The sequence below is a fragment of the Veillonella sp. VA139 genome, assembly GCF_003992005.1.
GTDB lineage: Bacteria > Bacillota > Negativicutes > Veillonellales > Veillonellaceae > F0422.
This window is the reverse complement of record NZ_RQVL01000013.1, coordinates 1-24,868: the sequence shown is the minus strand read 5'-3', so window position 1 is coordinate 24,868 and position 24,868 is coordinate 1. Positions and strand designations below refer to the sequence as shown.

19 protein-coding genes are annotated in these 24,868 nt (G+C 40.2%); 16 read left to right on the top strand and 3 right to left on the bottom strand.

Annotated elements, in window-relative coordinates:
- Positions 1-2: 2 nt before the first annotated feature.
- From EO125_RS05855 to EO125_RS05830, 6 genes are all read left to right on the top strand, one after another.
- A complete protein-coding gene (locus EO125_RS05855) occupies positions 3-2,651 on the top strand; it encodes a 3'-5' exonuclease (protein WP_127148074.1) in 2,649 nt (882 codons plus the stop codon).
- A gap of 182 nt (positions 2,652-2,833) precedes the next feature.
- Positions 2,834-4,132 carry an adenylosuccinate synthase gene (locus EO125_RS05850; protein WP_126939712.1) on the top strand — a complete coding sequence of 433 codons (1,299 nt, stop codon included), beginning with the start codon at positions 2,834-2,836 and terminating at the stop codon, positions 4,130-4,132.
- A 358-nt stretch (positions 4,133-4,490) separates the two neighbouring features.
- Positions 4,491-5,441 carry a cation diffusion facilitator family transporter gene (locus EO125_RS05845; RefSeq protein WP_127148073.1) on the top strand — a complete coding sequence of 317 codons (951 nt, stop codon included), beginning with the start codon at positions 4,491-4,493 and terminating at the stop codon, positions 5,439-5,441.
- A 48-nt stretch (positions 5,442-5,489) separates the two neighbouring features.
- Positions 5,490-6,056, top strand: a complete 567-nt coding sequence (locus tag EO125_RS05840) for a DedA family protein (protein WP_370447292.1) — start codon at positions 5,490-5,492, stop codon at positions 6,054-6,056.
- A gap of 13 nt (positions 6,057-6,069) precedes the next feature.
- Complete coding sequence (locus EO125_RS05835; RefSeq protein ID WP_127148071.1) at positions 6,070-7,671, top strand: glycosyltransferase family 39 protein; 1,602 nt, start codon at positions 6,070-6,072, stop codon at positions 7,669-7,671.
- A 10-nt stretch (positions 7,672-7,681) separates the two neighbouring features.
- Complete coding sequence (locus EO125_RS05830) at positions 7,682-8,380, top strand: uracil-DNA glycosylase (RefSeq protein ID WP_127148070.1); 699 nt, start codon at positions 7,682-7,684, stop codon at positions 8,378-8,380.
- Positions 8,381-8,907: 527 nt separating this feature from the next.
- Here EO125_RS05830 and bioF read toward each other — a convergent pair.
- Genes bioF through EO125_RS05815 form a run of 3 tightly spaced genes read right to left on the bottom strand, consistent with a single transcriptional unit; the run spans position 8,908 to position 11,311 of the window.
- Entirely contained in the window at positions 8,908-10,062 is a 1,155-nt protein-coding gene (gene bioF, locus EO125_RS05825) for an 8-amino-7-oxononanoate synthase (protein ID WP_127148069.1), read from the bottom strand.
- Positions 10,055-10,810: a 6-carboxyhexanoate--CoA ligase gene (locus tag EO125_RS05820; RefSeq protein ID WP_127148068.1), complete on the bottom strand. Its 756-nt coding sequence runs from the start codon at positions 10,808-10,810 to the stop codon at positions 10,055-10,057. The genes bioF and EO125_RS05820 overlap by 8 nt, the downstream gene beginning before the upstream one ends.
- Before the next feature lie 6 nt (positions 10,811-10,816).
- Entirely contained in the window at positions 10,817-11,311 is a 495-nt protein-coding gene (locus tag EO125_RS05815; protein ID WP_127148067.1) for a hypothetical protein, read from the bottom strand.
- 452 nt (positions 11,312-11,763) lie between these two features.
- On the opposite strand from EO125_RS05815, the gene EO125_RS05810 reads away from it, so the two are divergent.
- From EO125_RS05810 to EO125_RS05760, 10 genes are all read left to right on the top strand, one after another.
- Entirely contained in the window at positions 11,764-13,659 is a 1,896-nt protein-coding gene (locus tag EO125_RS05810; protein ID WP_240630445.1) for a ribonuclease J, read from the top strand.
- 102 nt (positions 13,660-13,761) lie between these two features.
- On the top strand, positions 13,762-14,709 hold the full coding sequence (locus EO125_RS05805) for a YybS family protein (protein WP_127148065.1): 948 nt from the start codon (positions 13,762-13,764) through the stop codon (positions 14,707-14,709).
- 16 nt (positions 14,710-14,725) lie between these two features.
- A complete protein-coding gene (locus EO125_RS05800; protein ID WP_127148064.1) occupies positions 14,726-16,750 on the top strand; it encodes a DHH family phosphoesterase in 2,025 nt (674 codons plus the stop codon).
- The gene (gene rplI / locus EO125_RS05795; protein ID WP_126939482.1) at positions 16,747-17,193 is read left to right on the top strand and encodes a 50S ribosomal protein L9; all 447 of its coding nucleotides are present in this window, start codon (positions 16,747-16,749) and stop codon (positions 17,191-17,193) included. The genes EO125_RS05800 and rplI overlap by 4 nt, the downstream gene beginning before the upstream one ends.
- Before the next feature lie 66 nt (positions 17,194-17,259).
- Entirely contained in the window at positions 17,260-18,612 is a 1,353-nt protein-coding gene (dnaB, locus tag EO125_RS05790) for a replicative DNA helicase (RefSeq protein WP_127148063.1), read from the top strand.
- Between the two features lie 110 nt (positions 18,613-18,722).
- Positions 18,723-18,986 carry a hypothetical protein gene (locus EO125_RS05785; RefSeq protein WP_127148062.1) on the top strand — a complete coding sequence of 88 codons (264 nt, stop codon included), beginning with the start codon at positions 18,723-18,725 and terminating at the stop codon, positions 18,984-18,986.
- A gap of 424 nt (positions 18,987-19,410) precedes the next feature.
- On the top strand, positions 19,411-20,532 hold the full coding sequence (locus EO125_RS05780; protein ID WP_127148061.1) for an Ldh family oxidoreductase: 1,122 nt from the start codon (positions 19,411-19,413) through the stop codon (positions 20,530-20,532).
- 217 nt (positions 20,533-20,749) lie between these two features.
- Complete coding sequence (locus EO125_RS05775) at positions 20,750-22,384, top strand: L-lactate permease (protein WP_370447291.1); 1,635 nt, start codon at positions 20,750-20,752, stop codon at positions 22,382-22,384.
- A 342-nt stretch (positions 22,385-22,726) separates the two neighbouring features.
- Complete coding sequence (locus EO125_RS10065; RefSeq protein ID WP_240630444.1) at positions 22,727-23,629, top strand: PepSY domain-containing protein; 903 nt, start codon at positions 22,727-22,729, stop codon at positions 23,627-23,629.
- An 835-nt stretch (positions 23,630-24,464) separates the two neighbouring features.
- Positions 24,465-24,868: UPF0236 family transposase-like protein (locus tag EO125_RS05760; RefSeq protein ID WP_206168370.1), on the top strand; the 404-nt coding region annotated here is incomplete at its 3' end.

The following is a 24,868-nucleotide window of genomic DNA, read 5'->3' as shown; positions in this document are numbered from 1 at the left end:
CTATGCAATCAAATACTGTGGTACTTAATGACATTCAACAACAAGTTGTACAGGAATTAGATAGAAATATTGTATTGTTAGCTTCTGCAGGAACGGGAAAAACAAATACATTGTCCTATCGAGTGGCACATATCTTGGAAACGGGACGTGCCACTGGTGAAGAAATCTTGTGTCTTACATTTACGAACAAGGCTTGTCGTGAAATGAAAGAACGCATGATTGCCATTGTAGGACAAGAGGCGCAAGCTGTGAAAGTATCTACATTTCACAGCTTTTGTTATACCATTTTGCAAGAAGAGGCAAAATTACAAGAAGATCTATTTAAAGAATTTCTCATCTTTGACGAAGAAGATGTAGAGGAATTGTTGAGTGAATGTTTGCCGAATCTTGTGAAAGCCTATAGTGAAGAACCAGGTGTTATGGCACCTAAAATACATGCAAATACGATTCGTCAGGTTATCAGTGCAGTGAAAGAGCATCGAACGAAGTATCAATATTATTCTTCTAGTATAGAAGAGGATTATGCACGGACAATTAAGCGTATGCAACAGGAAGAGTCTGTTTGGTATAGCATCATGTCAGAGGATACGGCTGCATTTTTAGCCGTAAAAGGTATGCAAGTACTGATGGAATACGAATGGCGATTGCGTTCGTTGAATGGGTTAGATTTTGCTGATTTGATTACAAGGGTACATCAAATCTTTCAGCGTCCCGAAGTGGCTAATCGTTGGCGCCAGCGCTATTCCTATATTGCAGTGGATGAAATGCAAGACACTAGCGAGTTAGAATATGAAGTGATGAATATCATGTGGAAGGGGAACCATATTTTGCTTTGTGGGGATTACTTTCAAACCATTTATGAGTGGCGTGGGTCTAATCCGATTACCTTAATCGATCGGTATCGCAGAGAGTATAACCCCATAGAATTGGTGTTTGATACAAACTATCGGTCTAATCAGATGTTGTTTAAGGGAGCTTTTTCCATGCTGAAAGATATGTTCCCTCAACGGGTGCGACAGTTGTATCAAAAAGAACCGAAAGTGATAGCCACACAGCAAGGTGAGCCTATTTCCATATATGCTGCTGCAGATGCTCAGGATGAGGCTAGATATATATTTCAATCGATTCAACAGTTGAGAACGGGCGAAGAGATGCCCCCTGTAGGCATTTTGGTGCGTACCAATAAGCAGGCTATACAATTGAGTGAGCATTTCAAACGATGTAATCGATCCTTGCCAGAAGAGAAACAATTGAAGTTTATTTTGGCAGATGAATTAAAATTTTTCCGGCGTTTGGAAATCAAGGATGTGTTGGCATTTTTTAAATGCTTAGTGAACCCTTGGGATTTAATGAGTACAAAACGAATCATTCGCACCTTTGTCAAAGGGGTTGGTGATAAACGGATGGAGGAATTAGAAAGCACAGCAGTGAGAAAAACGGGGTTACGTCTCACTGATTTTATGAGTACGAAAATCTTTACACGAGAGCCTTATGAACAATTAGAAAAAGGGCTCATCACCAAAGATATCGTTGTATTTGATGTGGAAACGACAGGTGTAAACATCATGGAAGACCGCATTGTGCAGATGGCAGCTATTCGCATTGATGAAGAAGGCAATACCATTGACACCTTTGAACAATTTATCAATCCTGGTGTGTCTGTTAGGGATTCAGAATTAGTCCATGGGTTTAGCGATGCCTATTTGCAAAAGGTTGGGGGCGATGCAGGAGCTGTCTTAGAAGCATTCCGACGATTTGCTGATGGGTCTATGATTGTAGGCCATAATGTACAGTATGATATGGGTATATTAGAACAAGAGTGCAGTCGTCACGGAGTACGGATGCCAAGAATACAGGCCATCTATGATACCCTAGACATATATCGTCGGTTTTATCCAAATTTGCCGAATCATAAGCTAGAGTTTTTAAGTGGATACTTCCCGATTGATTATCAGTCCACTCATAATGCAATGGATGATATTATAGCAACAGGCAAATTATTGGTGTATGCTATGAAAGAAAATATTATTCCTACGAAAGCACAGCGCATGGCATTTGTCAATAAATATAGAGATACATTTGCCAATATTGCAGCCTCTATGGATGCTTTACGAAGTAAGTGGACTACGAGCAAGCCTACAGAAATTCTTACCTATATTATGAAAGATATGGGGGTAGTAGAACATTATCAAAAGAAGGTAAAAGAAGATCCTACTGGGGAACGTAGGTTAACTAGTATTCGTGAATTATATCGTATCATGAAAGAGTTAGAAGGAGAACATCCACATTATGTAGGCCGTGATGGAGTGAAAGAGATATTAGAAATGTCTGCTCTTCACTCGGGAGAGGGCATGTTCCGACGAAAAGGAGACAGCCGTATCCCCATCATTACAGTGCATCAAGCCAAAGGTAGTGAATTTGAACATGTCTTTATTGCTAGTGCACATGATGGGGGACTTCCTTTCTATTTTGCTGTTAAAGATGGTAAATTAGAAGAAGAAAAACGTATTTTCTATGTGGCGTTAACTCGTGCTAAGAAACACTTGACCATAACCTATGCAAGGGTTAATGGAAAAGGATACTTTCAACAACCAAGTCGATTTCTATCTTCTATTCCAGAAGAATTTATAAAGTGGTTGGGTCCATCATAAAGATATGGGAATTTGGGGAATCTCTACCCCAATGTTTTCAATCTATGCTATAATAGAGTGTAAATAGTGTACGTTAGACGCCTATTTACGAAGGTAATACTAATAATGGAAGAACTTTCAGAGCGATGACTTAATGTGGTCGTTGCGATAGAAAGTTCTATGGTGTAATGGAGGCAATTCATATGGGAACCAATGTAGCAACAAGTATGGTAATTGGCACACAATGGGGCGATGAAGGGAAAGGTAAAATCGTTGATTATTTATCTGAACGGGCTGATGTGGTAGTACGTAGCCAAGGTGGTAATAATGCAGGTCATACTGTAGTCGTAGACGGTAAATCTTTTGCATTGCGTTTATTGCCTAGCGGTATTCTTTACGATGATAAAATGAATATCATTGGTACTGGTGTCGTTGTGGACCCTAAGGTATTGTTGGAAGAAATTGCAAACCTTGAAAAAGAAGGTAAAAGTGCAAAATCCTTATATATTTCTGATCGTGCGCACGTGATTTTACCGTATCATAATCGCTTAGATGAAGCGGAAGAATCTGTGAAAGGTGATGCTAAAATCGGTACTACAAAAAATGGTATCGGTCCATGCTATGCAGATAAAGTAAACCGTATTGGTATCCGTATTTGTGATTTAATGGATCCAGTTGTATTTGAGAAGAAACTTAAATTCAATGTAGAATTGAAAAATAAAATGTTAACTGCCGTATATGGATTTGAGCCAGTTAACTTTGAAGAAATTTTAAAAGATTATTTGGGCTATGCGGAACAATTGCGTCCATTTGTAAAAGATACAAACTTTGCCGTTATCGATGCTATCAAATCTGGTAAAAAAGTATTGTTTGAAGGCGCGCAAGCCACAATGCTTGACCTTGATCATGGTACATATCCATTCGTAACTAGCTCTCATCCAGTGGCAGGTGGTGCGTCTGTGGGCGCTGGTGTAGGTCCTAACTACTTAAAAAATATCTTTGGTGTAGTAAAAGCGTACTCTACTCGTGTTGGTGAAGGTCCATTCCCATCTGAATTATTAGATGAAACTGGTGAATACCTTCGTCAAACAGGTCATGAGTTCGGTACAGTTACAGGCCGTTCCCGTCGTTGCGGTTGGTTGGACTTGTCCGTAGTATCCTATGGCGCAGCATTGAATAGCTTGGATTATTTGGCGATTACTCGTCTAGATATCTTGGATGGCTTAGATGAAGTGAAAATCTGCGTAGGTTACACACGCAATGGTGAGCCTGTACAAGGCTTCCCTGCTAGCTTAGATGTATTAGCTGAATGCGAACCAGTATACGAAACATTCCCAGGCTGGAAAACAGATATTTCCGGTATCCGCAAGTATGAAGAATTACCAGAAGCAGCACGTCGTTATGTAGAACGCATTGCAGAAGTAACTGGTGTACAAGTAGGTATTGTATCGGTAGGTCCTGGTCGTGATCAAACGATTGACTTAGTGAATGTATTTGCCTAATAGCAATGAACCATGTAGAGACCCGTTTTGGGTCTCTATTTTATTTATTGTGCAAGAAAATTCCAGAAGATTCAAGAAGATATTCCTCCAAAGCCGTTGCCTATACTTGCAAGAGTGATATCTCTCATATATTGGATGATAGAACTCTATACAATGGTATGAGAGGTATAGAAACGGTGTATGATACTTGTATGATAGGTCGTTTTTATATATACTTGTATATGAATGCTACTAACTATTTCATAGCGTGTAGACCGTGCACGATGCCTATAGGCTATAAAGTAGTTACAGAAAAAATATTCTTACATAGGTATAGAAAACTTGAGCGAAAAGCTCACTAGATTAAATAGGAGTGTATATGTTAATACAAGATAAACATGCAGTAGAGCAACGGTTGTTGATTCAATCAGCCATACTCATGTCATTTGTGGCCATCGGCGGCACTATGATGGGGGTCTTTAGCGGATCCAGCGCCATCTTGTTAGATGGGGTCGTGTCCTTTATCGCCGTGATTATTAAGGTGATGATGATCATTACATCCAGATTGGTGTCCAATGAGACGAGTAAGCGCTTTCAGTTTGGCTATTGGCAGTTTGAACCGTTGGTGCTCATTGCGGAAGGTAGTTTTACCTTACTGATTGTAAGTTATGCCTTTTTATCGGGACTGACGGATTTATTGGGTGGCGGTCGTGCTGTTCATGTGGGTCCGGCTATCATTTATGCTACGATTTTTACCATTGCTGATACGTGCTATTATTTCTATGTGCATCAAATCAATAAAAAATTGCAATCTAATTTGGTAAAATTCGATAATATTAGCTGGTCCATTGACGCTATGTTAGAAGCTGGGATTTTAGTTAGCTTTTTAGTGGATTTTGGATTAGAACATTTTGGCTATGCAGAATGGGCGGTCTACGTGGACCCTATTGTGCTCATCATTTTATCCTTACAAATGATGCCCTCTGCTTTAAAAATTATCATTCCATCGGTAAAACAAATTATGGGTGTAGCGCCTTTGAAATTACATAATCGAATCCAATTTATTATGGATTCTTTCATGGAAAAGTATAAATTTAAAGATTATGTCACTAGTGTACAAGCTTATGGGAATGTAAAAATGATTGAAATTGATATTTTAATTCCTAAGAATTTCCCGAAACAAACCATTGTGGAATTAGATGAAATTCGCAATGAAATTGATCTTGCCATTGGTGGTGACCCTGCAGAGAAATGGGTGACAATCACATTTACAGCTACGAAAAAGTGGATGGCAAAAGATTATTTATTAGATGAAGAAGAGGAAGATTAATAACTATCTTCTCATGAGGAGACAACAGTGGATTATGTATTGACCATCATGGAGACATATGGGTATGCAGCCATGTTTATTTGTATGGTGCTAGAAAATGCGAACATTCCCATTCCTAGTGAAATTATTTTAGGGTTCGCAGGGTATTTAGTATTTCAAGGCGTATTTGATTTGAATACAGCTATTATTGTAGGTGTTGTAGCAGGTATTGTGGGTTCTGTATTGTCCTATTGGCTCGGGGAATATGGAGGCAGACCTGTATTGATGAAATATGGGAAATATATCTTATTTAATGAAGATAAATTTGGTGCTGCAGAAAAATTGTTCAATCGCTATGGCGGTGCCGCTGTGTTTATTGGTCGTTTATTACCAGGGGTGCGTACATTTATTTCCTTTCCTGCAGGTGTGGCTAAATATCCCATGACACCCTTTGTGATTTGGACTACTTTGGGCACTATCCCTTGGACTATCTTGTTAGTTTGGCTAGGTATGAAATTAGGGGAACATTGGAAAGACTTAATTGAGTATAATCATGAACTATTAATTGCTATGATTGTAGTGTTTGTGGTGGTTGCTGTAGTGTATGGTTTGAAATATTGGAAACGTCGTAAATAATAGGGAGATGCTTATGAAATTACATCGTGTAACCTATGTAGTATTTCTCTTTTTCTTAGGAGTTTATGTACTAGGGAACCATATATTACCAGTGTCGGATCCAGTAGAGTCGAATTACGCTTTAACCGCAAAAGAGATGGTACTTTCCGGAGATTGGTTGTCCCCACAAATTTATGGGCACTATTGGTTTGATAAACCAATTATGATGTATTGGCTATTAAGTTTGTCCTATTCTGTATTCGGCATGACAGACTTTGCAGCGCGTTTTCCGTCAGGTCTTTTTGGTGCTTTGTCAGTAGCTATGGTCTACCAAGGAGTGCGCACCTTAACAGGGCAACGAGTGGGATCTTTGCTATCTGCATTTATATTAGGCACATCTCTCATCGTATGGACCATTGCCCATGGTATCATCACAGATATGGTGTTGTTATTTGCCACGGTAGGTACCTTTTATTATGCTTATCGTGGACTACTAGTTAAGAATCCATGGTATATAGCAGTAGCCTATGGCTTTGCGGGGATTGCAGTATTGACGAAAGGCCCTGTAGGGCTGGTATTACCGGGATTATTGTTCCTGATGTATGCAGGGGTTAAACGATCTTGGTCTATGGTGAAAGCTTTATTTCCATGGCAAGGTATCCTCGTATTTTTAGCTGTGGTATTGCCTTGGTATGGATATATGTACCATACTCACGGCATGGAGTTTATCAATGGATTTTTAGGACTCCACAATGTAACGAGAGCCACCCAATCTGAACATCCCGAGGTGAATTATTGGTGGTACTATCTACCTATTTTTCTAGGCGGCTCTCTCCCTTGGACGGGGGCTATTCTATATGGTATGTATCGAGGCTGGAAAACAAAATCAGATGCCTATCTATATACCATGATTATGGGTTGGGGCACGATTTTGTTCTATACAATGATGGCTACGAAATATCCAACTTATGCTTTTATTTCGGTGATTCCTTTCAGCTTGTTAGGAGCTTTTGGGATTCTTTCTATGAAAGATGCCAGTCACCGTGCTTGGTGGTGGATATTAGGACCGACTTTAGTGTTATGGTGGGTTCTTGGGATTGGAACATTCTTTGCACCTTGGGGTTTTTGGTGGATTCTTCGAGCTGTTGTCGTAGCCCTTACCTTATTCCTAGGTGGGTGCTATTGGTATCGGAAACGATTGATGATGCCTTTCACGGTGGGGATGGGTACCTTGGTAGTACTAGGCATTGTGCTGATGGAAGGATTGGCACCATTCTTGGCCTTGCGTTCTTCTGTGACGTATCATGAACAGATACGCAGCTTTCATGGACCTGTGTATTATTATGGGGAATATGCGGCGTCAGTGCCGTATTATTTAGATGTGACACCAGTGCGAGTAGAGCCTAGTCCAGAACGATTGGCGAAGTATAATGTGCAGCGTAGTGCGAAGTGGAATGGCAAACATGTGATGCCTCAAATTGAGGAACAAGAATTATTTAAACGCTTGCAATCTGGGGAGCGGATGCTCATAATTACCAATAAAAATTATGGTAAAGAATTAGAGGAATCTTCAGTAGGTCAATACTTAGAACGTGATAAAAGTAGTGATAAAGTAGTGCTATTGCATTCCAAATAGAGAGGTGTCTATGTCAGTAGAACGGTTGATGCGACAATTAAAAGGATTTTCTAGTCCTCATGTGTATAATCCTTGGAATGATTTTGATGAACGCTATGATGCGAATCAACGAGCGAGTTCTATTCGTAGAAAGCAGTTGCAGGCTTATTTGGAGCAGCGATTAGAGCGTGCTAACATTCTCATCATCGCAGAAGCGGTGGGCTATCAAGGAGGGCGATTTACAGGGATTGCCATGACCTGTGAAAGAATGCTCTTAGGGCATCACCCTACGGTAACCCCATCTATGGTGTTTACTGGATTGGAGCCGAAACGAACTAGTAATCCAAAGAGCGAGTATATTATCAAACCAACACAAAAAGAAAAGGGCTTCAATGAGCCTACTGATTCTGTGGTGTGGAATGCTATGTTAGAAGCTAATATAGATCCTTATGAAGTGGTGTTGTGGAATATTTTTCCGTTTCATCCTTATAAGGGCACAGATGGTTTGACAAATCGAACGCCTACAAAGCAAGAATTAGACTTAGGGTGGACCTATACAAAGCAACTGTTAGACCTATTTCCACAGGCTCAGATCCTTGGAGTGGGACAGAAAGCGAGTCTTACCTTAGCGGAGTATGGGGTAGAAGTACAAGCAACCTTGCGCCATCCAGCCAATGGAGGAGCGGGGTTGTATAAACAGCAGTTTAGGGAGTTTTGTAAAACCTTATAGAGTGAAAAGCCGTGGTGCTTCTGAAAAGACGAAAAGCCGCAGCGCTTCTGAAAAGTAGAAAAGCCGCAGCGCTTCTGAAAACTGCCCTACGCGAAAGTTTTCAGTAAGCACTACGGCTTTTCTTACGGTGTTTATGGGGATTGAAAATCTGACTGCTTTAAAAACGGTCTATGCTGATGGTTTTTAGTAAGCACTACGGCTTTTCTTGGCGGTGTTTTTGGTGGAAGTTAGTTTCCAATGTGCATTTTCGATGAACATTTTTGGGGACTACGGCTTTTTTGCGGTGTTTATGGGGTTGAAAATCTGACGGCTTTAAAAACGGTCCAAGCTGATGTTTTTAGTAATTACTACGGCTTTTATTGGCGGGGAACATTTTGTTTATTACATGCATAAAAATAGAGGAAAGTTGATTCTGTTAGATCAACTTTCCTCTTTTGTATGTTGTGGTATATTTTGTAAGTGGTCTAGTTTTTTAGATAAGTCATCGTCATCTTTGTCAAGTGTTCCATGCAGGTTTTTTCGTTAGATTACTTTATGTGTTGGTATTTTTTTAATACATGGATGACCTTGTCTAATTCTTCTTCTGTGTGTGCAGCGGTGACGGTTAAGCGCAATCGTCCTGTGTTGACAGGGACTGTTGGTGGTCGAATGGCGCTGAGGATGATGCCATGTTCTTCACAATATTGGCTAGCTTGTAGGGTATCTTCGTTGGAACCAATGATGATTGGGAAGATAGGTGTATCATCGCTGCTGGGGATTCCTAGTGATTGCAAGGCTTTGTGCATATATTCTGTATTGCTTCGCAGGTTTTGATATACACTAGGTTCCTCTGCTAATACTTCTAGGGCTCCGATGCTCGCCCCAATGTCAGCAGGGGACAAAGCGGTGGCAAAGATAAAGGGACGACTGTGATTGATAATGTAATCGATAACAGTGCCAGAACCGCAGACGTATCCACCGATGGACCCTAAGGCTTTACTCATAGTGCCGGTGGTGATGATGCGTGGGCTTTCACAGTGAAAGTGATGGGCAGTGCCACGACCCTCACCAATGACGCCAGTAGCATGAGCATCATCTACGATGAGAAGAGCATCGTAGCGCTTAGCTAGATCTAGTAGTTCTGGTAAGGTGGCTATATCCCCATCCATGCTGAACACCCCATCAGTGATGATGAAACGCATGCCATAGTGCTTAGATTGAGCGAGTAATGTCTCAAGGGTTTGCACATCTTTGTGAGGGTAGACTTGTACTTTAGCGCCACTGAGACGACAGCCGTCGATGAGGCTAGCGTGATTCAATTCATCACTAAAAATAATATCTCCTTTATGAACTAGGGCAGAGATTGTTCCAAGGTTTGCCATAAATCCAGCTGTGAAAGTGAGTGCCTTTTCACAGTCTTTCCACTCTGCTAAGCAATGCTCTAACTCTTGAAACAAAGGGAAAGAACCAGAGGTAAGGCGAGCGCCACCAGAACCAGTACCATAGTGTTGGATGGCATGTAAGGCTCGATCTTTCACGTGGGGATGATGGGTTAAGCCTAGGTAATTATTTGATGCCATCATCAGATAGGTGGAACCTTCATACATAACATGAGTAGCATCGATAGGAGTATAGGTACGAGGAGAACGAAATTGTGATTCCTCTTGGCGCTTGACTAAGGCTTCGGAGTATCGATTAAACATGGTGAATCCCTTTCGTTGTGACCCACGTAGGAGTGGATGTAAAATACTGTATTACTTCTTCTATCGGTGCATCGTCAGTAATAAAGAAGGCCCGACCACCGATGGGACTACCATAGACTTTCATAGGGCTTAACCGATGGTAGGTAGTGCCATAGGACACATAGCCCGTCGTATACTCTGGATCATCGGACCAACACAGTTCACCTAGTATGTAAGGCGATGCGAGGACCTTGCTTGCTAGGATGAGAGCCTCCCTAGAATGGATGGAAGAACAGCCATAATATTGCAAATGGTGGTGTATGTCTGCATCTGATTCGGCATCCATACGGGATACCCGTACTGTTTGGGGATACACCTCACCAGTAGTAGCATTGACGAGCCAAGCACCACTCACAGTTTCTGTATTTTCGCTGAGTTTTGTAAAAGCAGTTAGAATCGCCTGTTCGTGAATCTGCGCTTGTTGCAATAGTTGGGTAGCTACTCGATGAGATTCCTCGATTGTTTCTGATTCTGTAGTAGCCACCGTGAGAGCAGGGACTTTCATGATGGATTCGTCAGGAATCTCATCAATTTGTAAATTGATAAAATCTGGACGACCTTTGCTGTGCTGCAAAGCTCGTTGTAAAAATTCTTCTGAAATGCGTGATAAGGACTCTAGAGAAACGAGACGTTCAGCTCCAGAAATATGAGAACCTCCTTGTTCGTGAGGCCCGCCCTTAGCAGCGCGCATGCGAATGCTGTAGACCATAAGAGACTAACCTTGTTTTACTTTCAAAGTCGTAGCCAAATGAGGTAGTCGGTGTAAGATGCTGTAGAAGATAGGACTTACAATGACTGTGAAAATCATGCCAGGCACTGCCATCACAAGCATAGGAATGACCATTTTGCCAAAGGATAAACCAATGGTGATACGGGCAATAGCAGATGCAATAGGACCAGAGATAAGAATGGACCACATGCGGTTTTTACCAATCCATAAGATAAGACCTACGATGAGGCGGAATTGCATGGCAATGGCAACATTTAGCAAGTTTTGCGTGCCCAATACAAGACCAATCAAACTAGAAAGACAACCGCAGATGATGTATTTGCGGAACCCAAAGGCAGCACAAATCGCTACCGCCAAAGGAGCAGATAATTGGAATTCTACACCTGGAATTAAGTTGGGAATCTTGATGCCACCTAAAATTGTCATCATCGCTGTTAAGATACCGATTTCTGCAACTGTGTGAATACTTACATTTCTCATTCTCGCGACCTCCTATTGTAAACTTTCAAAAACCTTACTTCGTTTACATTATAAAACGCAATTGCAGTTAGTGCAATATTCAATTGCAAATTTTATGGATTAGGGAGTGTCCCCTTAGTTGCTTAGGGTGGAATTTCTATAGTATAATGAAAGTAATTATTTTGATCGGCTTATGAACCTTATAGGTTCCCAAATGTTTCACAGTAGAAGTATGTATAGCGGGTATATGCTTTGCTGTGTAGAAGAATGTGACATAGATAGTGAGAAAGGTTTCTCACAGTGTTTTGCTGTATGAATAGGAACAGAAATAGATACTTATTTGTGCTTACATGCCGATACATGCTCAACCATCTGAGGATGGGATTATATAGTCTTGGACTATGGTAGTATGTATAGACAGTACGACTATAGTCCTGTAGGAGGAAATTTTGAATACAAAAGAAGAAAGAACAATGGTAGCTTCTCCAACAGGTGAAGCTACGGAACAACGACCACGTTCCACAACACGTACACGTCGTACGACGGGTCAAAATCGTCGTACCACTGTGAAAGCAGAGGGAGAACGTACTGGTCGTCCACGTCCACAAGAGGACAATGGAGAACGTCGCCAATCTAATCGTGGGGCGCGTCGTCCACAACGAACAAATACAACAGTGGAAAAGCATGAACAAACAACACGTCCACATGTGCGAAAAGATAAATTACAAATCATTCCATTAGGTGGTCTTGGTGAGATTGGTAAAAATATGACCATCTTCCAATATGGCGATGATATTGTGGTGTTGGATGCGGGCCTAGCATTCCCAGAAAATGATATGTTAGGGGTGGATATCGTTATCCCTGACATGAGCTATTTAATCGAGCATAAAGACAAAGTACGTGCTGTGGTGATTACTCATGGTCATGAAGACCATATTGGTTCCTTGGCGTACTTATTAAAAGAAGTGAACGTACCTGTGTATGCCACAAACTTAGTATGTGGCTTGATAGAAGGCAAATTAAAAGAACATCACGTAAAAGCTAAAAAATTACAAGTGGTACAAGCTGGTGATGAATTTAAAATTGGTTGTTTTAAAGTGGGTTTTATCCAAACAAACCATTCTATTCCAGATGCATGTGCTATCTTCGTAGAAACACCAGTAGGCACAGTGGTGCATACAGGGGACTTTAAAGTGGATCAAACTCCAGTAGATGGTAAATTGATGGACGTTCATAAATTTGCAGAACTTGGTAACAAAGGGGTATTGGCGTTGATGTCTGACTCCACCAATGTGGAAAAACCAGGATTTACGCCTTCTGAAAGTACAGTAGGACCAGCGATTATGCGTGCCGTAGCAGAAGCAACAGGTCGTGTCATCTTGGCAACTTTCGCATCCAATGTGTCCCGTTTGCAACAAGCTATTGATGCAGCGGTAGCCACAAAACGTAAAGTAGTAGTATTGGGTCGTTCCATGGTAAATGTGACAGAAATCGCTCAAGAACGTGGTTACTTAACAGTGCCAGAAGGAATGATCATCGGTGATGATGAAATGAATCGCTATCGTGCCGATGAGATTATGATCTTAACAACAGGGTCTCAAGGAGAACCAATGGCAGGTCTATCTCGTATGTCTACGAACAATCATCGCACCGTAGAGATTACACCTAATGATACAGTGATTATCTCTGCCACACCAATTCCTGGTAATGAAGCGGCCGTAGGACGTACTATCGATAACTTATTGCGCCAAGGCGCTCATGTAGTCTATGGCAAGGATCGTGGTATTCACGTATCTGGTCATGGTAGCCAAGAAGATTTAAAAACTATGCTTAACCTAGTACGACCTAAGTTCTTTATTCCTGTACATGGGGAATATCGGATGTTGAAAAAACATGGTGAGCTGGCTGTATCCATGGGGATTGTAAAACCTAGCAATGTCTTGGTAGGCGATAATGGACAAATTTTTGAGTTTACTACTCGTACAGGTCGTTTAGCAGGTCGTGTGCCAGCTGGTAAGGTCTTTGTGGATGGATTAGGTGTAGGCGATGTAGGTAATATCGTTATCCGTGACCGTCAACAATTAGCGCAAGAAGGCATGGTTGTAGTTGTGATGGCTATGGACCGTGCGTCTGGTACGATTGTAGCGGGTCCAGATATGCTATCCCGTGGCTTTGTGTATGTACGTGATGCAGAAGAATTGCTGAGGGAAGCGCAACGTCGAGTAGATGCAGCAGTAGAGAGATGTGAAATGGATCATATCAAAGATTGGACAACCATCAAAACTGTGGTGCGTGATACATTAGGTAAATTCTTCTATGAAAAAACACGTCGTCGTCCAATGATTCTACCAATCATTCAAGACGTATAAAGAATGTGATATAATAGGCATATGACGAAAGTCATATGTCTATTTATTGTATTGACATAGAACTATGCACCTAGGTAAGGTAGCATAGTGTGGAGTTAGTATATGAATCAAACAAGTACAAAATCTGTCGTAGAGTCTGGTATCTTAACGGCATTTATGATTGTCTTTGCCATGATAGGTCTCAGTGTACCTATGCTTGGATTTTTTGGATCTATTTTTGTGCCAATGACGATTGCTATCGTAGGTGTACGGCATGGCTTTCGTTGGAGTCTATTATCTGTTGTATCAGCGATTGCCGCTATTGCCTTTTTATTAGGACCTTTGACAGCCCTAGTAGAAGGGGGAGTTTTCGGTGTGATTGGTATGTTCATCGGTTATGGGTTACGCAAATACTGGTCTATTTCTAAACTGTTGATGATTCCTGCTGTGGTATTAATGCTAGCAGTAGTCGTTCAGTTTTGGGCATCCGCCTTGGTGATGCAGGTAAGTCCTATAGAGATGTGGTCATCTTTGGAAGAACAAATCACAGTATCCATGCAAGATATGTATGTGCAACAAGGTCTTTCAGAGGAACAGGTGTCGACAGCGATGACTGCCTTGGAAAATCAAATTGATATGATGAAAAAAGTGCTGATTGCCGGTTTATTTTGCGCAGGAGTGGCTATTTCTTATATTATCAATCGCCTCACCTATATTGTGCTCAGTCGTATTGGTACCTACCATATTCCTGAAATGCCGACCATCAAAGATTGGCGTGTACCGGATTGGGCATTGCATATCTTTTTAGTGGGGCTCATTTTCTATTTTGTGAAACAATATATTCCACTCCTTGAATATGCAGGCTATAATTTGATGTACTTAGGTGGTATAATGCTATTTATACGAGGCATATCTTGTGCTTGGCGTATTAGTAAAAGTTATCATCCACCGAAGTTTGTACCGTGGATTGTACTAGGTGTATTTATTATGATGTCACAGTCTGCCGCTATATTAGGGGCCTTGGATGTATTCTTGCACATAGAGGAACGATGGGGCAGACGAAGTGAGTGAAATTAGAGGATGTAGTATGGATATACAAACTGAATACAGTTCTATTGAAATTACTGCTGCCGTTCTCATTCTTATCTTATTAGGTATTATTTTCTATTTGAATTGGCAACTAGCCATGTTGGCTTGTATAGTGGTATTTGCTGCGTACTTGTACGTGGGACGTACCATTCGAAGAGGACGACATTTTAGAAAAGCTCAATTTGACTGTATGGCAAAAGGGATTACGCAGGCATCGACCTTTGCGCTACAAAACTTGCCGGTAGGCATTGTCATCATCGATGAACACAATGTGATCTGTTGGAGTAATAGCGTATTTAGAGATTGGCTACCAAGGGATCCCGATAAAACAATGAAATTAAGTGGATTTATTCCTACCTTGCGAATTGATAAATATTGGGGTAAATCTGGATTCTTTCGCGAGGAAATCGATGGAAAGTATTATCGTGTACTCTACAAAACATTAGTGGCGCCAAAGTCTAACTATTCCGATGTGAGTAGCGATGAGTTAGAATCCTATATGGCATTCTATTTCGATGATATTACAGAGATTGAAATAGAAAAACATAAAGCCATTTCCATGGTGCCAGCTCTTGGCTTCATTACTATGGATAATATTGAAGATTTGCGATCAGGTTTGAGCGATATTGAATACACGCAATTGTGGTCCGATATGAACCGCTTGATTGTAACGGAAATTGATAAGCATGATGGATTTATTCGCAATGCCACAGAAGATACGTATACTTTTAGCATTAGTAAGGCGGCTATGTTGCACATGATGGATTCGAAATTTAGCTTATTAGATAAAATTCGGGCATTAACTACGTCTAAACATATCCCACCAACCATTAGTATGGGGATTGCTTTAACAGAAGATACGGTGAAAGTGCAAGGTGAAAAGGCGAAGGCAGCTTTGGAAATTGCCTTAGGACGTGGAGGAGACCAAGTTTGCGTCTATTATGGAGAAGATGTTAAATTCTTCGGGGGTAAAACTTCGGGAAATGAAAAAAATACTCGTGTTCGTGCTAGGGTTGTATCCCATGCATTGCATGAGATTATGCTAGATTCTGATCGTGTCCTTGTGATGGGTCATGATCGAGAGGATTATGATAGCATTGGTGCTTCCGCAGGGGTAGCAGCGATGGCAAGAGCACTTAAAAAGCCAGTTCATATTGCCTTGAGTTCCCATCCTACGGCAGTCCGTAAACTAGTAGAGGTCTTGGTGGATCATTCAGATTTTCAAGGACTTATTATTGACGAAGAAGAAGCTACACAATTTGTGACAGACAATACAGTTGTGATTGTTACAGATGTGCATCGATCTGAAATGGTAGCGGCTCCATCGGCATTGAAAAAGGCTTCTCGCCGTGTGGTCATTGATCATCATAGACGGGGGTCGGACTTTATTGAATCTCCATTGTTGACGTATTTAGAAACATCAACGTCATCTACGAGTGAGCTGGTGACAGAATTAATTCAGTATTTTCCACAACATGTGATAATCAAAGATATTGAAGCCAGTGGATTGTATGCGGGTATTGTAGTAGATACGAAAAATTTCGTAGTCCAAACAGGAGCGCGTACCTTTGAGGCGGCATCATTCTTGCGTCGATCAGGAGCAGATGTATCCTTGGTGCGGCATCTATTTATGGATAGTTTTGAAGGCATGCGCTTGCGATCTGCTATGCTAGCATCTGCGGAAGAAATTTCTCATATGGCTTTCACAGAAGCCCCAGAAGATGCGAAGAATGCTACAGTGATTGCGGCTCAAACGGGGGATAAATTGATTACCTTAGAGGGGGTCGAAGCAAGTTTCGTATTCTATGTACTGCCAGATGGGGGTATTGGGGTCAGTGCTAGGTCACAAGGCAAATTGAATGTACAATTAATTATGGAAGCTGTCGGTGGCGGGGGCCATCGTACCGTGGCGGGGTCTCAAATTTACAATATGTCTATGAAAGAGGCACGCCAATGGGTGACTGAAGTGGCCCTATCCCATATGACAGAATTACAAAGAGAAGGTAAGGAGGAATTATCATGAAAGTAATTTTATTAGAAGATGTTAAAAAAGTTGGTAAACGTGGTGAAATCGTAGAAGTTTCCGAAGCCTATGGTCGCAATGTATTAATCAAAAAAGGTGTGGGTCTTGAAGGGACTCCACAAAACTTAAATAATGCAAAACAGAAATTAGGTGCACAAGCTCATAAAAAACAAGTGGACTCCGATGAAGCTACAGTATTAGCTAGTCAATTATCAAAAGTATCCGTTACAATCCCTGTAAAAATGGGTGATGGTGGCCGTGTATTCGGTTCCGTAACAGGTAAAGATATTTCTGATGCATTGCAAGCGCAAGTAAAGGTTGATGTGGATAAAAAGAAAATTGACTTAAAAGAGCCAATCAAAACATTGGGTACTCATGAAGTATTAATTCGGGTGCATCCAGAAATTACAGCTAAGATTACTGTAGAAGTAGTGGCAGGTTAATAGAAAGAGGGGCTAGGCCCCTCTTTTTTGTATGGAGATAGGTAATTGTGAATAGGGAGAATGTATATGTCAGGACGGATACCACCGCATAGTATAGAGGCAGAACGAGCCGTACTAGGAGCTATTTTGCTCAATAAAGATGCCTTTGATGCAGTCAGCTCGATTGTAAAAGCAGAAGATTTTTACAGTGATAATCATCGTGTGATTTATGAGGCGCTCGTAAGCATTGTAGGAAAGAATCAACGGGCAGACTATGTATTACTCTCTGAAGAGTTGAAAAAGTCTCAGAAATTAGAGGCCGTAGGAGGTATTCTGTATCTTACGAATTTGACCACAGATATTGTAGATGCGTACAATGTAGAGGATCATGCGAAAATTGTGCGAGATAAGGCTCACTTGCGTAAACTCATTCATGTAGCGAATGCGGTGGAATCTATGGCCTATCGCGAAGAAGAAGAGACAGAAGATATCGTCAATCGAGCTGAGCAGATGGTCCTCGATGTGAGTGGTACCACAAAAGGGGAATCCTCTTTTAGTGCCATGCGAGACGTAGTGTATGAAACCATTGATCGCATTAATGAACTACAGCGACATAAAGGGATATTGACTGGCGTATCTACAGGATTTAAGGATTTAGATAACTTGACAAGTGGATTACAAAAATCGGATTTAATTTTGGTAGCTGCGCGGCCTTCTATGGGGAAAACAGCATTTACGTTGAATATCGCTCAAAATGTGGCTATGAAATCGAAGAAAAATGTAGCTTTTTTCTCCTTGGAAATGTCCAAAACTCAGTTAGTAGCCCGTGTATTAGCTGCTGTGGCAGGGATTAACTCTGGTCGTATCCGGAATGGTCAGTTGAGTCAGGAAGACTGGGGAAAAGCGATCAATGCTTTGAATGATTTAGCAGAAGCACCATTATATATTGATGATACTTCTGGGTTGACGCCGCAATTAATGAAGAAAAAGTTACGTCGTTTAATTCAAGAACATGGGGAACTAGGTCTTGTGGTGGTGGACTATATTCAGCTTATGGAAAATGGCGGTAAAAAAATGGCGGATAATCGTCAACAAGAGGTATCGGCGATTTCTCGACAATTAAAAATTATGGCGCGAGAATTTAATGTGCCGTTGATTGCCTTGTCGCAGTTAAGTCGTGGTGTGGAAAGCCGGGCAGACAAAACTCCGATGCTAAGTGATTTGCGTGAATCTGGGTCCTTGGAACAAGACGCTGATATAGTAGCTTTCTTGAATCGTGAAAACTATCAAGATACAGAAGATACTAGTGATGGTGTAGAAACACAAGTTATCATCCGTAAGCATCGTAATGGGGAATTAGGAATTGTAAAATTATGGTTTGAAGGGGCATATACTCGATTTAGAGATTTGGCGTATAGAGAAGATGATCCTGGCATTTAATAAAAGGAGAGACAATGTATGTTAACCCAGATGAAGATTTCAATTCTGGAGATTTAGGGTAAATTGCGGCGGGACTTACTGGAAAATATTTAGATAGTAAAGTGTTTACCATGTCGCAAGAGAAGAATGCTGATGAACTAGGGTTTAGTATCTTAGCAGATTCTTCATATAATGTAGGTGGTGCCCGTGTAGATGGATCTACCGTAGCAATTGGAACGACCTATATCGTAACTATGCCAGCCTATGATGCTGTCTTTGAAATAGCAAAACAAATGAATGTAGCTATTAGTGATAACTCAGGTGTAGTAACAGATAAGAATAAGAAAGACAAAAAAGACAAAAAGTATAAAAAAGATAAAAAAGATAAAAAATAATTAAAATAGTAAAATAATAAGGATACATACAACTAGTCGTTATAGTAAACTATACATTACAGTCGGATTATCGATGAATATCGATAAAGAAGAACGATAAACCTAGATATCCTTTCATAAAATTCGATATAGTTGTGAATGTTTATGATTTTATGATGAAGAAGATAGATGAAGTATAACTAAAAGTAATAATTGGTTTATCCCTTTAAAATAGCTATTTACAGACTATTTTTTAAAGGAATTAATTAAATTAACCCTTAACTATGCATATATGATAAGGTTAAAACGGCGATAGCAAAGGGTTTTCTATTCCATGTAGTGTACATGTGTGCTATAATTTACGTATCAAGAGTAGTGACAATTTATTGAGGAGTACTAAGAGTTGTCACAAGTATTTTTATGGTTAGGGAAAGAGGTTTTAACGATGGGAAATTTTGTTTACATCCAAGAAGAAAAACTTAACGCATTCTGTCAAGACGCATTCGAAGGATTTGGTTTCACTCCTGAAGAAGCAGGCATCATTAAAGACGTATTGATGATGTCCGACATGTACGGTATCCAATCCCACGGCATGCAACGTGTAGTTCGTTACCACAAAGGTATTGAAAAAGGTCTTATCGACATCAATGCTAAACCAGAAGTTGTTTTCGAAACTCCAGTATCTGCAGTTATCGAAGGTCATGATGCAATGGGTCAATTAGTTGGTCACTTCGCTATGGAATTGGCAATTAAAAAAGCTAAAGAATCTGGTATCGGTATCGTATCTGCTCGTAACTCTAACCACTATGGTATCGCTGGTTACTATGCTGATCTTGCTTTAAAAGAAGGTTTAATTGGTTTCTCTTGCACTAACTCCGAAGCAATCATGGTTCCTACATTCGCTCGTAAAGCAATGCTTGGTTCCAACCCAATCGCTTTCACAATGCCAGCTGAACCATACAACTTCTTCTTCGACGCTTCTACAACAGTAGTAACTCGTGGTAAATTAGAAATGTACAACAAATTAGGTAAAGAATTACCTAACGGTTGGGCATTAAATAAAGACGGTAAAGCATCTCAAGATGCTGGCGAAGTATTAGGCAACATCTCCGATCACGTTGGTGGCGGTATCATGCCTCTAGGTGGCAACACTGAACAATTAGGTTCCCATAAAGGTTATGGTTATGGTATGCTTTGTGAAATCTTCGCATCTATCTTCTCTCAAGGTGGTACATCCAATAAATGTATGACTGGTGGCCGTTCCAATATTTGTCATGGTTTCATGGCTATTAACCCAGCTATCTTCGGTAACCCAGAAGACGTTAAAAAACACTTCTCCACATTCTTACAAGAACTTCGTGAAGCTCCTAAAGCTGAAGGTGCTGACCGCATCTACACTCATGGTGAAAAAGAAGCAGAAGCTATCGAAGTTTGCCGTAAAGAAGGTGTGCCAGTTATCGACAAAACTGTGGCAGAATTGTTCGATGTATGTCACTTGTTAAAATTGGATCCTAAAAAATACTTCGGCGACTATGAACCACCTAAAGCAGTTGCATCCAACTACTAATTAGCAGGTCAGTAGCTGACAATTACAAATCTTTATCGATGCAGAATCAGTAGTTTTGTATCCCTAAGGAATACTTCTTAGAGACTGGCAACAGTCAACATCTTAGAACATATGAGAGAGGGGATCTATGGATTTCCTCTCTTTTTGTTTATATCACACTGTGCGTATGCTAGAATTTGAATTACAGTGATTCACACTATAGAAAGGGATTGTTAATATGGATATATTTTTAGCAGTCTTGCCGATCCTATGGCTTATCGTAGCATTGGCAATTTTAAAAATGCCTGCATGGAAAGCATGTTTGGCAGCAGCAGTTGGTTCTTATGTACTAGCTGTAGGTTATTATGGAAAAGATGCTTTCATCATGGCAACAGGTGCCTTGGAAGGTGTAGCTCTTGCAGTTTGGCCAATTCTTTTGGTTATTACAGCAGCAATTTTTACATACCAATTAGTAGTTCATACGAAAGCGATGGATACGATTAAAATTATGTTATCTTCCGTAACTAGTGATAAACGTATTTTAGCATTGTTATTAGCTTGGGGCTTTGGTAATTTTATGGAAGGTATGGCAGGTTTCGGTACAGCCGTTGCCATTCCAGCAGCAATGATGGTAGCAGTAGGTTTCGATCCATTGAAGTCTATCTTGGCTTGTTTAGTAGCAAACTCCGTACCAACTACATTTGGTTCTATTGCGATTCCAACGACTACATTGGCATCATTAACTGGTCTACAACCAGCTGAATTAGGTACGTTCATTGCAGCACAATTATTCATTTTAAATATAGTGACTCCACTCTTTATTGTCGGTATTATTGCTGGTGGTGTGAAAGCAATCAAAGGCGTATTTATTCAAACTATTATTGCGGGTTTGGCATTGGCAATTCCAGAGTTGATAATCAACATGTATGCAGGAGGTCCAGAACTTTCTGTTATGGGATCCTCTGTTGTGATTATGGGCGTAATCATTGCTATCGCTAAATTAATGCCTGTTAACGATCCAGAATACAAAGTTGAAACTGGTGCTGTACGCACAGTATCTGCTAAAGAAGGCTTAATTGCAGCTTCTCCATTCATCCTAATTTTTATATTGTTGATTGGTACATCCAAATTGGTGCCACCAGTATTTAATGCGTTGATTCAATTCAAAACATCTGTACATATCTATGCGGCAGAAGGTGCAAAACCTTATACCTTCGTATGGATTGCAACACCAGGTATCATGATTTTTATCTCTGCTTTCATCGGTGGCTTCATCCAAAAAGCAAATTTTGGCACTCAAACTACAGTATTATCTAATACTTTTAAAACATTAAAATTAACATATGTAACAATCATTTCTGTAGTTGTAACAGCTAAGTTAATGACATATGCTGGCATGACTAGCTTAATTGCTAACGCATTAGTAGCTGCTACAGGTACTATGTATCCTGCATTTGCTCCTGTTATCGGTGCCTTAGGTGCCTTCTTAACTGGTTCTGGTACAAATGCAAACGTATTATTTGGACCATTACAAACAGCAGCAGCACATCAATTGACTCCTGGACACGATACATTAGCATTGTGGTTGGCAGCAACTAACTCTGGCTCCGCTGGTGTTGGTAAAATGTTCTCCCCTCAAAGTATTGCGATTGCTATTGGTGCCGTAGGCCCTGCTTTGAATACATACATCGAAGAACATAAAATTGATGCACAAAAAGCAGATCAATTGCGTCATTCTATCGATGCAAGCTCCATTATGGTTCATGTATCTAAATACTTCTTGTTATATCTAATCGTTTTTGGTATTTTCACTTATTTTGGACAAGTTTTCTTCCCTCAATTAGAAAATCTTTTGACATTAGTTAAACATTAACGATTAAGCTAGCATACTAAAACAGACAAAGAGACAACATTTCGGTGTTGTCTCTTTTGGTTCTATAGGCTCTATAATAAATGTTGGGGCTGCTCATATAAGAGTAGTCGCCCAATCTTTTGGGAGCCGCCTAGCTTAACTTGTGAGTATGTAAGGTATATCTTTTAGAGATATAGGAATGCTAGGAATTAATAAGGGATAGAAACTTCATAAAACATTCATACTTTTTTCATACTTCTTTCATAGACATAAGATATACTATGAACAAGTTAAAGATAGTAATTATTACTTAATAATTAGATAACAAAAGTCGGTATAGTACCGAATATGAAGGAGGATATTATGAAAAAAATGTTTCGTTTAAGTGCAACAGTAATGGCTCTTGGTGCAGGTCTTATGTTAGCGACTGGGGTTGCAAATGCAGCAGATACGACTATGATGAATACTATGTCGGTGAAAGCAAATCCTAATGAAATGATGATTGTTATGCCTATGAATAGTATGGACAAAATGCCTATGGCGATGATGGATGGAATGAAAATGGATGCCATGAATAAGAAGATGATGAACGATTCATCTATGATGAACAATATGAGCATGGATTCCATGAAAATGATGAGTCAAGATCAAATGGCTAAGATGGGAACTTGGAATGGTGTGGGCAGTGTTATGCCGAGCATGATGGACATGAAACAAGTCGACTATAAAGGAGCAGTAACAACGTTTATGTCCATGTATCCAAATGCACAAGTTACGTCCATTTCCTATGATGGTAAACATCATCCAATGTATGAAGTGGAAGGTTTCAGCAATGGTCAAAAAATGGAAATACACATGACTGAAGCTGGTGAAGTGATGAGTACGGAAGTAAAATCCTTGAAGCATGATATGAAACCTATGCATATGAAAAAAGATAACATGATGAAGTCTATGGATATGAACCATGGGAAGATGATGAAACATGGCTCTATGATGCATGGACAAGGTATGCCAAGCATGGAAGATCGCATGATGGCAAAATCTTTCAATGTGAATGACATTATTATGCCAGAAGTAGCGGAAACAAAAGCACAAGAAAAAGTAGGTGGCATGTATCAAGCGATGGAATGGACTGTGGAGAAAGAGCATGGTCGTTTGATGTATGAATTAGATATGATTGATGGTAGCGGTAAAGAAGCGGAAGTCAAAGTAGATGCGATGACTGGGGATATCATCAATGTAGATATGAAGCAAACAAAATATTAATAGTAACTTACTCAATAGAATAATACCCTTACCCTCCCTTACGACGTCACTGGTTTCGTTATGAAACCAGTGGCGTTTTATTTGCTTAGCAAAGGGAAGGGCACGACATATTCCTCCGCAAACTGATACAGTGGTTAGGTTTGCTCCGGAATATGTCGTGCTCCTCTAGTATTGCTTTATTTAGGCAAAAAAAGGAACGCAACTGGTGTTCTACACGCAACTGCGTTCCTTAGGTTTGTCGGTTATATCGTGCTCTTATGGTTTATTTTAATTTAGGCAAAAAGGAACACCACAAGGCTACTACGTATAACTGCATTCCTCAGAGGGTATGTCACACTCTTATGGTTTATTCTAATTTAGGCAAAAAAAGGAACGCCACTGGTGTTCTACACGAAATGGCGTTCTTTAAGAATGCTGTTTATATCCTTTGAGATGAGCCTAACGTCTACGCTACGTTGATGGCTCTTCTTTTGTTATGTCTAGTATAGCATAGTTTTTCGCGTAAGACTACTTATTTTATTCTAGTCGGTAATCTAAAACGACCGTCCCCCTAGGCTAGGGTGTTTACATGGTTTTAATGTGTATCGATCGATGATACGGCACGCTTCGTCTAGGGGAAGGTCTTCTTTAGTAGGTCCTTGTTCGAAGATGCATCGAGGGTCGCTAGATCCAACTTCTCCGGCTGGTAGGTATAGGTATTCTGAGTTATTAGGGTCACCAAAGATGTACCCTGCTTGTTAGTGTAAAATGTTTGTGGGAAAATAAAATAGAAAAGAAGGTCATCCTTTGTTACAATGAATGTGTTCAAATAACTCAAAGCAAAGGAGACCTTCTTATGGAACTTATTTTACAACAAGCAGCGGATTGTTGCACTGACTTTTTTAACTTTTCTGAAAACAAGATATTTAATAATGAAGAAATGTATTCATTCTTCCATCTTATGGAAGACTTTTCAACGTTAATTAATGGTATGGCGATTATGATGTTAGAGGGGTATTTTTCTAAGTTAGATAATCAACTCTATGAACTGATTAAACAAGAAAAGCGCTATCATGTACAAGAGAAGGGTCGAGAACGAACAATTACTACTCAATGGGGAGAGGTGAAAATTGCACGAAGGTATTACAAAGATAAAGTAACTGGGGAGTATGTATATCTATTGGATGCATTATTAGAACTACCTTCTCATAAACGAATCGAGCCCTATTGTGCCAGTGAAATCATTAGGCATGCTACATC